Origin of the sequence: Pseudonocardia sp. NPDC046786 (assembly GCF_040645415.1) — a bacterium.
GTDB lineage: Bacteria > Actinomycetota > Actinomycetes > Mycobacteriales > Pseudonocardiaceae > Pseudonocardia > Pseudonocardia kongjuensis.
The window spans coordinates 44,777-58,447 of the sequence record NZ_JBEYYF010000019.1 but is presented as its reverse complement, the minus strand read 5'-3'; the positions used below and the strand labels follow the sequence as shown (position 1 = coordinate 58,447).

Here is a 13,671-nt window from a genome sequence, read left to right as displayed (position 1 = left end):
TCTCCCAGCCGTCACCCGGCGCGCCGTGCGGCCCCGACCTTGCGCGACGCATACCACTCGCGGGCGGCCTGCCCGTAGAGCAGCACCACACCGGTCGAGGAGATCGCCAGGATCACCACCGCGAACACCGGGATCGTCGGTGCCATCAGCAGCAACAGCGGCAGCCCGTAGACCGCGGTCAGCACCGCCAGCGCCAGCCGCGCACCCGCCCGGCCGAGGAACGCGACCACCGCGAGCGCCGCGTAGACCAGCGCCAGCACCAGGAAGACCCCGCCCATCACCCGGACCAGCTGGGTCAGCTGGTCCAGCGTCACCCCGGTCTGCGTCATCACGCTGTCGAGCTCGGCGCGCGGGATCCCGGCCTGGTCGAGCGTGGCCTGGTCGATCTGGGCGAACATCGCGGCGCCGCCCATCAGCACGAACGGCAGCGCCGCGGCGATCAGCAGGATCAGCGCGGTGACCACCTGCCGGGGCCGGGCGAGCGGCGTCGTCCCGCCCGGGGCCAGGCCGGCCGGTGGCTGGCCCCAGCCCTGCGGTGCGCTGCCGGTGTTCCACTGCGGGCCGGGCTGCTGCTGGTACTGCCCTTGTGGCGGCTGCTGTTGCTGTTGCTGCGGCGGCGCCGGGGCGGCCGGCGTCCAGCCGTTCGGGTACGGGTTCTGCGGATACTGCGGGTAGTACCCGGTCGACGGTCCGGGCCGGTAGTACTGAGGTGCGCCCTGCTCGCCGGGGTTGTTGCTCACACCCGCCACGGTAGCCGGACGGGTGTCCGGTTTGCCACGTTCGGCGGTACCGCGGGCAGGTGGTGTCGCTCCGGCTACCGGTCCAGCCAGCCCGCGACCTCGGTCGCCCAGTAGGTGAGGATCACGTCGGCGCCGGCCCGGCGGATCGACGTGACCGTCTCCAGGATGGTGCGCTCCCGCTCCAGCCAGCCCTGCTGCACGGCGGCCTCGATCATCGCGTACTCGCCGGAGATCTGGTACGCGGCGACCGGCACGTCCGCGACGTCGGCCACCCGGGCCAGCACGTCCAGGTAGGCCAGCGCGGGCTTGACCATCACCATGTCGGCGCCCTCGTCGAGGTCCAGCGCCAGCTCGCGCAGCGCCTCCCGGGCGTTGCCGCCGTCCTGCTGGTAGGTCTTGCGGTCACCGCGCAGCTGCGAGTTCACCGCCTCCCGGAACGGCCCGTAGAACGCCGAGGCGTACTTCGCGGTGTAGGCGAGGATCCCGGTGTCGGTGAACCCGGCCTCGTCCAGCGCCGCCCGGATGACACCGACCTGCCCGTCCATCATCCCGCTCGGGCCGACCAGGTGGGCGCCCGCGCGAGCCTGCTCGACGCCCATCCGCGCGTACACATCCAGGGTGGCGTCGTTGTCGACCCGGCCGTGCGCGTCCAGCACGCCGCAGTGCCCGTGGTCGGTGAACTCGTCCAGGCACAGGTCCGACATCACGACGAGATCGTCGCCGACCTCGTCGCGGACGTCGCGCAGCGCGACGTTCAGGACCCCCTCCGGATCGACGGCACCGGAGCCGGTCGCGTCGTGCACCTCCGGGACGCCGAACAGCATCACGCCGCCGACGCCGGCCGACGCCGCCTGCGCCACCGCCTTGCGGAGGCTCTCCCGGGTGTGCTGGACGACGCCCGGCATCGACGAGATCGGCACCGGGTCCGCGGCGCCCTCGCGCACGAACATCGGCAGCACCAGCTGGCGGGGCCGCACCTCGGTCTCGGAGACCAGCCGCCGCATCGCGGGGGTGGTCCGCAGGCGGCGGGGACGCTGCACTGGGAAAGCCATTGCCCCAGGGTAGAGCGCCGCCGGACCGTCGGGGCCGCGCCCCTTCCCGCGCCGCCCCCGCACCCTGTCGTGTCCCACCACACCCCGCTGCGCGCCGTCGCACCCCGTCGCGCCGTGCGGCGCCCGATCCGCGGCGCTCCCTGCGCCGCGCGACCCCGCCCCGCACCCCGTCACTCGCCGAGATGCAGATGAGCGGGAATCGTCGATCTTCCGAGCCCTCTCAGATGCATCTCGGCGAGTGACGGGGTGCGGCGCCGGGGTGGGGTGGGGCGGGGCCGCTCATCCCACCGGTACGACGTCGGTGCGGATCCGCAGCGCCTCGACCAGGTCCCGGTAGAGGGCACTGGACCCGAGCAGCTCGACGTGCGTTCCCCGGGCGACGACCCGGGACGAGTCCATCACGACGATCTCGTCGGCGTCGAGCACCGTGGACAGCCGGTGCGCCACGGTCACCACCGCACCGCGGCGGGCCTGCGCCCGCAGCACGGTCTGGATCGCCGCCTCGGTGATCCCGTCGACCTGCGCGGTCGCCTCGTCGAGCAGCAGCACCGGTGGTTCGGCGAGCAGAGCCCTGGCCAGTGCGATGCGCTGCCGCTGGCCGCCGGAGACCGAGCTGTCCGACAGCGGTGTGTCCAGACCGAGCTCCAGGTCCGCGACGACGCCGTCGAGGTGGATGCTGCGCAGCACCTCGGCGATGCGCTCGTCGGAGACGTCCGGTGCGGCCAGGGTCAGGTTGTCCCGGATGGTGCCGGGGACCACCGGGGTCTCCTGCTCGACGTAGGCGAAGCGGCTGCGCACCTGGTGCACGTCGAGCTCGATGTAGGGCACCCCGCCGAGCAGCAGCTCGCCGCGCTCGGGATCGACGAAGCGCAGCAGCAGCGACAGCAGGGTCGTCTTGCCCGCACCGGACGGGCCGACCACCGCCACGTGTCCGCGTTCCGGGACGACCAGGTCCAGCCCGCGCACCGCGGGCTCCGCCGCGCCGGGATAGCGGGCGTCGACACCGCGCAGCTCGACCGCACCGGCGGGAGCCGGACCGGGACGGCCGGGCTCCGGAGCAGGACGGGCGCCGGCCGCGACCGGCTCGGACTCGAGCTCCCGAACCTCCCGGATCCGGCCGGCCGCCGCGATCCCGGACTGCAGCGTGCTGAGGTTCTGGCTGAGCTCCATGATCGGCCCCATCAGCCCGAAGGCGTAGAGCAGGAACGCGACCAGCGTCGACACGGTCATCTCGCCGCCCGCGACCCGCCACGCCCCGACGCCGAGGATCAGCACGATCGCGGCCTGCAGCCCGGACCAGGCGACGGTCCAGACCAGCGCCTCCCGGCGCACCGCGCGCACGCCGAACCGGCGCGCGTCCGCGGCGTGAGTGAGCAGCCGGTCCCGCGCGGCGTCCTCGACGCCGGCGGCCTTGACCGTCCGGACCGCGCGCAGCGTCCCGTCCAGCGAGCCGCCGAGATCGCCGAGCGCACCCTGGGCCCGTTGCTGGGCGGTCGCGATCGCGGGCAGCAGCACCGAGAACAGGACGACCACCAGCGCCGTCGCGCCGAACGTCACCAGCGCCAGCATCGGGTCCAGGACGGTCATCAGCACCAGCGACCCGACCAGCATCACCGCGCCGTTGAGCAGGCCGACCAGGCTGGACGACGCCGCCTCGCGCAGCAGCACGGTGTCCGAGGTGACCCGGGTGACCATCTCGCCCGCCGGACGGGCCAGCAGCGGCAGCACCTTGGCCCGCAGGTAGCGGACGATCATGTTCTCCCGGGCGTCGTAGACGATCCGCTCGGCGAGCGTCCCGAGCACGACCCACTGCCACCAGGTGACGCCGGCGCCGACCACGAGCAGCGCGAGCAGCAGCAGCACCGGCCCGGACAGCGATCCGCCCTCGGCGACGGTGTCGAGCACCCACTTGGTCACCAGCGGGCTCGCCAGCTCCATCGCCGAACCGGCGAGTGCGAGGACGAGGCCGAACACCAGCGTCGGCAGGTGCGGGCGGGCGTGGTCCCACAGGATCCCGATCCGGGACGGCGACCCGGTCACGACGGTCATGCCCTCAAGTAAGACAGAGATGTCCGATTTTCGCACATGGATTTCTTGTTAGGGTCGCGACGTGACGGTCGAGGACCAGGAGAGCCCCACCAGGGAGCGGACCCGGCGGGCGATCCTGCGCGCCGCCATCGGGGCCCTCTCCTGCAACCCCGGCGCCGCACTCGGCGAGATCGCCGAGACCGCCGGCGTCGCCCGCAGCACGCTGCACCGCTACTACCCGGACCGGGCCGCGCTCTCCGCAGGCGTCGAGGCGTTCGTCACCGCCGAGTACTCCGACGCGATCCGCCGCGCCCGGCCCGACGACGGCACCGGGCTCGCCGCCTACACCCGGCTCTGCGCCGAGCTGATCGACGGCCGGGAGATCTTCGCCTGGTGGCTGCGCGGCGAGACCGAGGAGGAGACGCCCGCCGAGTCCGACGACGACCGGCTGGTCGCCGGGATCGTCCACCGCGGCCACGCCGACGGCAGCATCGACCGCGAGCTCGACGCCGACTGGCTCGTCGGCCACATCTGGTGCGGGCTGTTCGCCGCGTTCCACCTGCCCGAACCGGCCGGGCGCAGCCCGCGCGAGACCCGCGAGATGTGCCTGCGGACCCTGGTGAAGACGGCCGCCGCATGACGTCGACGGCCCCGCCACCCACCCGCAGGTGGGAGACGGGGCCGTGGAGTCACGCGCTCAGCGGCTGTATCGATCGCGCCGCTCAGCGGCTGTATCGATCGCGCCGCTCAGCGGCTGTGCCGACCACGCCGCTCAGCGGCGGCGCGCCTTGACCTTCTTCGGCGGCGGCAGGTTCCCCTCCGCGCGCAGCTTCGCGGTGTGGCTCGCCAGCGCGTCGACCAGGGTCGGCACCCGGGCCTCCTCCGGCTGCACGTCCACCCGCAGGCCGAACTCGCGGGCCGTCTCCGCGGTGGCCGGGCCGATGCAGGCGACCAGCGTCCTGGCGTGCGGCTTGCCGGCGATGCCGACCAGGTTCCGCACCGTCGACGACGAGGTGAAGCAGACGGCGTCGAACCCGCCGGTCTTGATCGCCTCCCGGATCGGCGCGGGCGGCGGGGCCGCACGGACGGTCCGGTAGGCCGTCACGTCGTCGACCTCCCAGCCGCGCTCCTGCAGCCCGGCGGACAGCGTCTCGGTGGCGATGTCGGCGCGCGGCAGCAGCACCCGGTCGACCGGGTCGAGCACGTCGTCGTGCGGCGGGAAGATCTCCAGTAGCCCCTCGGAGGTGGACGACTGGGCCTCGTCGATGTCCGGGACCAGCTCCGGCTCGATGCCGAACTCGCGGACCTTCTCCGCGGTGGAGCGGCCGACACAGGCGATCTTGACACCGGAGAACGCGCGGGCGTCCAGGCCGAACTCGGCGAACTTCTCCCACACCGCCTTCACCGCGTTCGTGGAGGTGAACACGACCCACTGGTAGCGGCCGTCGACCAGGCCCTTGACCGAGCGCTCCATCTGGGCGGGCGACCGGGGCGGCTCGACGGCGATCGTCGGCACCTCCTCCGGGATCGCGCCGTGCATCCGCAGCCGCTCGCTCATCACGCCGGCCTGGTCCTTGGTCCGCGGCACCAGCACCCGCCAGCCGTACAGCGCGCGCGACTCCCACCAGGACAGCTCGCCGCGGCGACCGGCGGCGTCGCCGACGGTCAGCACCAGCGCGCCCTCCAGGTCGCTGCCGTCGACGGCCAGCTTGCCGACCGACGACGAGATCGTCTTCTGGGTGGAGGTGGTGCCGCCGGAGGTGATCGCGACCGCGGTGTCGCCCGGGACGCCCTGCGCGGACAGCCCGGCGGCGACGTCGGCCAGCAGCGCGCCGGTGGCGTGCAGCACCACCGGGCCCGGGCTGGCGGCCAGCGCGGCCCAGTCGACGCCCGCCCGCACGTCGGCCTCGACGTGCGCCGAGCCCAGCGCGACCCCGGCGTAGGCCGGCACCGCGGTCGAGGCAGGCACGCCCGGCACGACGTCGAACGCCGTCCCGGAGGCCGACACGGCGAGCGCCTCGGCGACGACCGCGTCGTTGGTGAGCGGATCGCCGGAGACCAGGCGGGCCACCGAGCGGCCCTGACCGGCCTCGGCCAGCAGGTCGCTCGCGATGTCGGCGGGCTGGCCGATCGCCGGGCGTACCTCGGCGCCGTCGGCGGCAAGCGCGAGTATGCCCTCCGGCACGTCCGGATCGGTGATCACCAGCGGCGAGCCGGCGAGCACGTCCCTGGCGCGCACGGTGAGCAGTGCCGGGTCTCCCGGTCCGCTGCCCACGAAGGCGATCCGCCCCGAGGTGTTGGCCTGTCCTGTCATTCCGTACTCCCGATCCAGCGGTTGGCGGGGCCCTCGAGGCCCGCGGGGGGCAGGTCCTCGGCTCCCAGGTCGAGAAGCTCGTGCGCGACCGCGGCCCCGAGCTTCTCGGCGTCGTCCATCTCTCCGGTGGCGGAGGCGCGCACCACAGCGCCCTCCGCGATGTCCCCCAGCCCCAGCACGCCGCGCAGCGACAGCCGGTCCACCGCGCGCCCGTCGTCGTCCAGGTCGGAGACGACGTCGGCGAGCGCACCGACCGGAACGTGGCAGCCGGCCTCCAGGGTGGCCAGGACGGCGCGCTCGGCGGCGACGGCGACCCGCACGCCCGGGTCGTCGAGCACGGCCTGCAGCGTCGCCACCAGCTCGGTGTCGCCCTCCCGACACTCGACCGCGAGCGCGCCCTGGGCGGGGGCGGGCAGCATCTGCAGCGGGTCGATCAGCTCGTCCGCCTCGCCGATGCGACCCAGCCGGCGCAGCCCGGCCGCGGCCACGACCACCGCGTCCAGCTCGCCGGAACGGACCTTCCCGATCCGGGTGTCGACGTTGCCCCGGATCGGCAGCACCTCCAGGCCCTGCCCCAGCGCGTACAGCTGCACGCCCCGGCGCGGGGAGCCGGTGCCGACCCGGGCGCCGCGGCCCAGCTCGCCGAGCACCCGCCCGTTGGTGACCAGCGCGTCCCGCACGTCCTCGCGCCGCGGGACGGCGGCGATCCGCAGACCCGGCGGCTGCGCGGTGGGAAGATCCTTGAACGAGTGCACGGCGACGTCGATCTCGCCGGCGGTCAGCGCGTCCCGCAGCGCCGACACGAACACCCCGACCCCGAGCTGGGTCACCGGCGCCATCGAGCGGTCACCGCTGGTGGAGATCGTGACCAGCTCGCAGGGCTGACCGGCCGCGATCAGCCGGTCGGCGATCGCGGTGGACTGCGCGACCGCCAGCTTCGACGGGCGCGTCCCGATCTTCAGAACGCTCACGAGATCTGCTCCGGGGGACGGGACCCGATCGACGGCGTGCGGTCGAGCGGGGCGTTCAGCGCGGCCGTCACGTCGGTGCCGTCGACGGTCGCGTCGGTGCCGCGGACCGGCGCCGCAACGGCGGCGGCGGCCTGCGGGTCGAGCTCGAACAGGGTGCGCAGCGCGGCCGCGTAGCTGTCCCCGTCCGGCCCCTCGGCCAGCCGTTTGACCTGCACCGTCGGCGTGTGCAGCAGCTTGTCCACGACCCGCCGGACGGTCCTCGAGAGCTCCTCGCGGACCCGGCCGTCGAGATCTGGCAGCCGGGAGTCCAGGCGCAGCAGCTCGGCGTCGACGACCTCGGAGGCGCGCCGGCGCAGCGCGGTGACGGTCGGGGTCACCTCGGCCGAGCGCTGCCCGGCCAGGTACTGCTGGGCCTCCTCCTCGACCATCCGGTGGGCCAGCGCGATCGAGCCGCCCGCGGCGTCGTCGGTGACGTCGAGCAGTCGCCGCTGCAGGGTGGTCAGGTCGACCATCCGGACGCCGGGCAGCTCGCCCACCGCGGGATCGACGTCGCGCGGGAGGCCCAGGTCACACACGACCAGCGGCCGCCCCCGACCGGCGGACAGCGCGTCGGCGACCGGGGCGGTGTGCACCACGTGCCCGATCGCCCCGGTACAGGCCAGCAGCAGGTCCGCGTCGCGCAGCTCGGCGGCCATCGAGTCCAGCGGGCCGGTGCGCGCGGCGGTGCCCTGCTCGCGGACCTTCTCCGCGAGCCGCTCGCCGCGCTCGACCGAGCGGTTCAGCACGACGATCTCGGACGCCCCGGCGCGCCGCAGGTGCGCCGCGGCCAGCGCGCCCATCGCACCCGCCCCGACGACGACGGCGCGCGCCCCGTCCAGGCCGGCGCCGCCGAGCTCGCGATCGGCGTCCCGCAGCGCCTCGGAGACGATCGAGGCCCCCGCCTCGTCGATCCCGGTGCCGGCGTGCACCCGCTTCCCGACCCGCAACGCCTGCTGCACCAGCTCGTGCAGCACCTTGCCGACCGAGCCCGACTCGTCGGCGGTGGCGTAGGCGCCGCGCAGCTGGCCGAGGATCTGCGACTCCCCGACCACCATCGAGTCCAGTCCGGCGGCCAGCTGGAACAGGTGCTGGACGGCCGATCCGGCGTAGTGCACGAAGAGATGGTCGGAGAGCTCGCCGATCGGGAACCCGGCATAGGACCCGAGCACGTCGGTGACGTCGCCGAGGCCGCCGTGGAACGCGTCCACGACCGCACAGACCTCGATCCGGTTGCAGGTCGAGAGGAGAACCGCCTCCTCGACGTGCGTTCGGTCGAGCATCTCCTCGAGCAGTTTGGGCACGTCGCCCGGCGCCACCGCGAGGCGCTCCAGCACCTCGACCGGCGCGCTGCGGTGCGACAGGCCGACCACGAGGACGCTCATCGCGGGGACACCACCGATCCGTTCGTCTCGCCCGTTGCGCCGACGGCCCCGTCCGGGGGATCCCCCGGGACCGTCACGTCGCCGGCGATGTGCCGCCGGGCCACGTGGAACGCGAGGACCTGCAGCTCGACCGACAGGTCGACCTTGCGGACCTCGACGTCGTCCGGCACCTGAAGCAGTACCGGAGCGAAGTTGAGAATGGACTGCACCCCGCCCCCGACGAGCAGGTCGCAGACGTTCTGCGCGGCCGGACCCGGCGTCGCGATCATCCCGATGGTCACGCCGTGCGCGGCGCACACGTCGGGGATCTCGCGGACGTGCCGGACCCGGATGCCGTTGATGTCGATGCCCACCAGGTCGGGCTCGACGTCGAACAGGGCGCTGACCGGGAAACCGCGGCCGGCGAACCCGGCGTACCCGGCGAGCGCGTGCCCGAGGTTGCCCACCCCGACCAGCGCCACCGACTGCCGGTGGTCCATGCCGAGCTCGCCCTGCAGCCGGCCCTGCAGCGACGCGACGTCGTAGCCGACCCCGCGGACGCCGTAGGAGCCCAGGTAGGACAGGTCCTTGCGGAGCTTCGCCGAGTTCACCCCGGACGCCCCGGCCAGCTCCTCCGACGAGACCGTCTCGACGCCCTGCTCGCGCAGCTCGCCGAGCACCCGCAGGTAGACGGCGAGCCGGGACACGGTGGCCTCGGGGACCGGGCGCACCGGCCGCTCACCGTCGGTCTCTGGGACGGACGGGACGCCGGGATCGGGCGGCAGGCTCACGGGCCTTCCTCCTCCGGCGTCGGTCTCGGGCGGGCGGGGCGCGGGCGCGTTCCGGCGCTCGTCCGGTGCACGGGGGGTTGTCCGCGGACGGTCGGTCATCGAAACTGATCGTGCTCCGGTCGGGGATGTGCTGGCCGCACCCCTGCGGCCCAGGAGCACGATCGCCACGCCCGGACCACGGCCCCGCCGGCGTGACGGCCGGAAGGTGCGCGCTCGGGCGGGCCCGATGGCGCGAGGTCACCGGGCCGGGCGACGGAAATCCACGGTAGCCGCTTGTGAAGGCCCGCACAAAGTTGCGATCTTGGTCCGGATCGTGCTGGATGCGACCGCTGACCTGGAGCTACCGGTGATCGACCGGCACGAACCGCTCACCGTGCGAGATTGGGCACGTCGAGGGCCGTGCCACCCCGGACCCGGGCGGCCGGGCGGTCGCGTGACACAGCTCTCGGCGGACCTCAGACGGCGGTGACCGGGCGCTCCGGCCAGCCGGTCGCGGCGCCCGGCAGCGGTGACCGGCGCTGCCCGGTCTGCACGGTCCCGGCGTCGTCGGTCGCCCGGCACCGGACCGTGTGCCCGCCGGCCGGCAGGTCCAGCTCGGCCCGCCACATCCGCCAGGTCGCGCCCTCGGCGGGGACCGGGCCGAGCTCGGCGTCCACCCAGCCGCCCGCCGCCGGGTCCCCGACGCCGACCTCGACCCTGGAGATCCCGCGCGGCACCGCCCAGGCGGCACCGGTGACGACCACCCGGCCGGCCGGTACCCGCGCGTAGGGCGTCGGTGAGTCGATCCGGGAGGCCGTCTCGGTCGGCCCTGGCGGCGCCCAGCCGCGCACCCGCCAGTAGTCGGCGCGCGCGGCGAACGTGGTGAGCTCGATGTCGGTGACCCACTTGGTCGCCGAGACGTAGCCGTAGAGCCCGGGCACCACGATCCGCACCGGGAAGCCGTGCTCGACCGGCAGTGCCTCGCCGTCCATCGCCACCGCGAGCAGCGCGCCCGCCGCCGGGTCCAGCACCAGCGACGACGGGCTGCCCGCCGTCCAGCCGTCGACCGAGGTCGAGAACACCTGGTCGGCGGCCGGGTCCGGGACGGCGGCGGCGAGCAGCGGAGCCAGCTCGACGCCGGTGAACCGGGTGGTCGACACCAGGTCGCCGCCGACCTCGTTGGAGACGCAGGACAGCGTCACCCAGCGTTCGACGAGCGGGCGGGCCAGCAGGTCGTCGAGGTCCAGCAGCAGCTCGCGGCCGACCATCCCGTGCACCCGCAGCGTCCAGCCGGCCGGATCGACCGCGGGCACCCGCAGGGCGGTGTCGATCCGGTAGAAGTCGGCGACCGGCGTCGCGAACGCGGTCCCGCCGGGGAACGCGGCACCGGCGGGCACCGGCGGGGCGGGCGGGATCCGGCCCGCGGCGGCGAGTGCCCGCAGCCGCGCGGTGAGCGCCTCCCGGGCCGGCCCGATCCGGCCGGACGGCAGCCGGGGCGCGAGCACACCGGCGCCCGCCGCGGCGGCGATCCCGCCGGCCCCGGCCAGCCCGGCGGCCCGCAGGAACCGGCGCCGGGTGAGCGAGTCGCGCAGCGGGCGGGCGTCCGGCAGCACCGGCCCGGCCGGGATCCGGGCGGCGAGCCGGTGCAGCCTGCGGAAGGCCGTGACCGCGACGACCAGTGCGACGACGGCGGGCAGCACGTCCAGCGGCCCGCCGCCGGTGGCCGTGCCACCGGCCAGCACGCCGAGCAGGCCGAGCACGGCCAGGCCGGCGGTCCCGGGCCGGTCCGAGCGCCCGGACAGCGCGCCGGCCGCGGCGACCGCGGCCGCGGCCACGACCAGCACCCCGGTGACGACGGTGGCCCGGTTGCCCAGGCCGGTCCCGACCGTCGCGATCTCGGCGACCGCGGGTGGGGAGAGCGCGACGACCCGGCCGGCGACCGCGTCCACCGGCCCGGTCCCCGGCCCGGTCACCAGCGCGGCGAGCTGCCCGGCGCCGACGCCGAGCGCGGCCGCGGCGAGCGCGCCGGCCGCGCCACGCAGCCGGCCGGGACGCGCCGGACCCGCCGCCGTCATCCCCGGCTCATCCGGCGGATCGTCCGGCCGCCAGGTCGGCCCGCAGTCGCGCCTCGTCGACCCGGAAGGAGTCGTGCTCCCGCCCGTCGAGCAGGACCACCGGGACCTGGTCGCCGTACTCGGCCCGCAGCTCGGGATCGCCGTCGACGTCCACCGTGTCCCATCCGGTGCCGGTCTCGGCACACACCCGGCGCAGCACCTCGGCGGCGTCCTCGCAGAGGTGGCAACCGGCCCGGGTGAGCAGCCGTACCCGGGCGCTCACATCCGGGCCAGGGTGCGGCGGGCGATCTTGCCGGTCGGCGTGCGGGGCAGCTCCTCGGCGAACGCGACGACCGCGGGCCGCTTGAACCGGGCCAGCCGGGCAGCGCAGTGCTCGTGCACCTGCTCGACGGTCAGGCCGGCGCCGGGCACGGCGACCACCACCGCCTTCACCGCCTCGCCGGTGCGGTCGTCCGGCACCCCGACGACGGCGACCTCGGCGACCGTGTCCAGCTCGGCGACGACCTGCTCCACCTCGCGCGGGTAGACGTTGAACCCGTTCACGATCACCAGGTCCGACGAGCGGTCCACCAGGAACAGGTCGCCGTCGGCGTCGAGGTAGCCGACATCGGCGGTGGTGAACCAGCCGTCGGCGTCCGGCCCGCCGTCTCCGTCCGGCCAGTAGCCGGAGAAGAGGTTGGGGCCGCGCAGCGAGATCAGCCCGGTGTCGTCGCCGGGCTCGGAGCCGACCTCGAGATCGATCTCGTCGTCGTCCGGCTCCGGCTCCGGCTCGTTGAGCGGGCGGCCGGCGGCGTCGACCAGCCGCAGCTCGACACCGGGCAGCGGACGGCCGACCGAGCCGGGCTTCGCCGGGCGGCCGAGCTCGTTGGTCGTGATCACCGGGCCGCCCTCGGACAGGCCGTATCCCTCGTGCAGGTCCAGGCCGGTGGCGGCCCGGAAGTCGGCCAGCCAGGACGGCGGCAGCGGCGCCCCGCCGGAGGTGCACAGCCGGACCCCACCCATCGCCGCGCGCAGCCGGTCGGCCGGCATGTCCAGCAGCGAGCGGAACAGCGACGGCACGCCGGCGATCACGCTCACCCGTTCCCCGACGACGGCCGACAGCAGCCGCTCCGGGTCGAACCGGCCGGGCAGGACGACCGTGGAGCCCGCCCAGCAGACCTGCAGCAGGCCCGCGGCGAACCCGTAGACGTGGTAGAGCGGCAGCGCCAGCAGCACCCGGTCGACCCCGTTCACCGGGGCCGGGCGCAGCTCGGCGGCCTGGGCCCGGTTCGCGAGCAGCGCGCGGTGGGTCAGCTGCACGCCGCGCGGCCGCCCGGTGGTCCCCGAGGTGAAGACGATCACCGCGGTCCGCTCCGGATCGGCCGGTGCGCCGCCGGTGGCCGGGACGTCCGGCGCCGGCGCGGAGGGGTCCGGCGGCGGCAGCAGCCGGGCCCCGCAGCCCTCCGCGCAGCCCTGCGCGACCCGGTCCCCGGGCGCCGCGACGACCACCACCGGGGCCGCCTGGGCGAACACGACCTCCAGCTCGCGGGTCACCGAACCGGTGCCGAACGGCACCACGACCGCGTCCGCGCGCAGTGCGCCGAACACCGCGACGCAGTAGGCCGCACCGTCCGGCAGGCCGACGGCCACCCGGTCCCCCGGCCGTACCCCGGTCGCCCGCAGCCGAGCCGCCTCCGCGCTGACCGCCGCGTCCAGGGCGGCCCAGCTCAGGGTCAGCGGGGAGCTGCCGGACAGGTCGCGGACGGCGTCGTGCCCGGGCCGCTCGGTGGCGTTGCGGGAGACCAGGTCCGCGACATGGACGGGGGCGGGGCGGGTACTCGACACGGGACGTCTTCCTCCTCGGTGCGCGACATCACCAGTCTGGCAAAACCCGGTCACCGGGCACCGCCCGGCAACGGCACCGCTCGTCGTGCACACGGACCGTGTCGATTCGGACACGCTGCGCTAACAGTTCACTGACCGCGCCCAACAGGCCGCTCGACGGAACGGGGCGCGGTGAAAGGCGGCGAGTGCATTGCGCCACCGCCTCAACGTTTATGCTCCGCCGCTACACGAGGTTCAACGCGCGAACCGCCGGTTCGTCGCGCGACTCACCCGAGGGAGTGGCATGCAGCTCGTCGCCAGCGCACCGCTGCGCCTGCCGCGCCGTGCGGCCCGGGGCACCCCGCCCCGCACCGCCCGCCGGGCCGTCCCGCGGCCGGACCACCGGGATCCATGACCCGGCCGATCCGACCGCAGCGGCTGTTCCGCCCCCGAGAACGCCCCGAGAACGATCCCCCACGTTCAGTCGATCACGTCCGTTCAGCCGACCCAGCCGTCCG

The 13,671-nt window shown here is 75.1% G+C and carries 11 protein-coding genes; 1 reads left to right on the top strand and 10 read right to left on the bottom strand.

Annotated elements, in window-relative coordinates; genetic code table 11:
• Nucleotides 1-11: 11 nt before the first annotated feature.
• From ABZ881_RS21915 to ABZ881_RS21905, 3 genes are all read right to left on the bottom strand, one after another.
• Nucleotides 12-740 (bottom strand): hypothetical protein, encoded by a 729-nt coding sequence (locus tag ABZ881_RS21915; protein WP_358487195.1) that lies wholly within the window; start codon nucleotides 738-740, stop codon nucleotides 12-14.
• Between the two features lie 74 nt (nucleotides 741-814).
• On the bottom strand, nucleotides 815-1,792 hold the full coding sequence (hemB, locus tag ABZ881_RS21910) for a porphobilinogen synthase (protein WP_358487193.1): 978 nt from the start codon (nucleotides 1,790-1,792) through the stop codon (nucleotides 815-817).
• Between the two features lie 279 nt (nucleotides 1,793-2,071).
• Complete coding sequence (locus tag ABZ881_RS21905) at nucleotides 2,072-3,841, bottom strand: ABC transporter ATP-binding protein (protein ID WP_358487191.1); 1,770 nt, start codon at nucleotides 3,839-3,841, stop codon at nucleotides 2,072-2,074.
• A gap of 61 nt (nucleotides 3,842-3,902) precedes the next feature.
• On the opposite strand from ABZ881_RS21905, the gene ABZ881_RS21900 reads away from it, so the two are divergent.
• Entirely contained in the window at nucleotides 3,903-4,460 is a 558-nt protein-coding gene (locus tag ABZ881_RS21900) for a TetR/AcrR family transcriptional regulator (protein WP_358487188.1), read from the top strand.
• A gap of 132 nt (nucleotides 4,461-4,592) precedes the next feature.
• Here ABZ881_RS21900 and ABZ881_RS21895 read toward each other — a convergent pair whose 3' ends face one another.
• The 7 genes from ABZ881_RS21895 to ABZ881_RS21865 all read right to left on the bottom strand — a co-directional run bounded on the left by ABZ881_RS21895 (nucleotide 4,593) and on the right by ABZ881_RS21865 (nucleotide 13,174).
• Entirely contained in the window at nucleotides 4,593-6,134 is a 1,542-nt protein-coding gene (locus ABZ881_RS21895) for a bifunctional uroporphyrinogen-III C-methyltransferase/uroporphyrinogen-III synthase (protein ID WP_358487187.1), read from the bottom strand.
• Nucleotides 6,131-7,105 (bottom strand): hydroxymethylbilane synthase, encoded by a 975-nt coding sequence (hemC, locus tag ABZ881_RS21890; RefSeq protein WP_358487185.1) that lies wholly within the window; start codon nucleotides 7,103-7,105, stop codon nucleotides 6,131-6,133. The genes ABZ881_RS21895 and hemC overlap by 4 nt, the downstream gene beginning before the upstream one ends.
• Nucleotides 7,102-8,526 carry a glutamyl-tRNA reductase gene (locus tag ABZ881_RS21885; RefSeq protein ID WP_358487183.1) on the bottom strand — a complete coding sequence of 475 codons (1,425 nt, stop codon included), beginning with the start codon at nucleotides 8,524-8,526 and terminating at the stop codon, nucleotides 7,102-7,104. Before ABZ881_RS21885 ends, hemC begins: the two co-directional genes overlap by 4 nt.
• The gene (locus tag ABZ881_RS21880) at nucleotides 8,523-9,296 is read right to left on the bottom strand and encodes a redox-sensing transcriptional repressor Rex (protein ID WP_358487181.1); all 774 of its coding nucleotides are present in this window, start codon (nucleotides 9,294-9,296) and stop codon (nucleotides 8,523-8,525) included. Before ABZ881_RS21880 ends, ABZ881_RS21885 begins: the two co-directional genes overlap by 4 nt.
• Before the next feature lie 455 nt (nucleotides 9,297-9,751).
• Entirely contained in the window at nucleotides 9,752-11,350 is a 1,599-nt protein-coding gene (locus ABZ881_RS21875) for a molybdopterin-dependent oxidoreductase (protein ID WP_358487180.1), read from the bottom strand.
• Nucleotides 11,351-11,357: 7 nt separating this feature from the next.
• Entirely contained in the window at nucleotides 11,358-11,612 is a 255-nt protein-coding gene (locus ABZ881_RS21870; RefSeq protein WP_344027030.1) for a glutaredoxin family protein, read from the bottom strand.
• Complete coding sequence (locus ABZ881_RS21865) at nucleotides 11,609-13,174, bottom strand: AMP-binding protein (RefSeq protein ID WP_358487179.1); 1,566 nt, start codon at nucleotides 13,172-13,174, stop codon at nucleotides 11,609-11,611. Before ABZ881_RS21865 ends, ABZ881_RS21870 begins: the two co-directional genes overlap by 4 nt.
• Nucleotides 13,175-13,671: the final 497 nt, after the last annotated feature.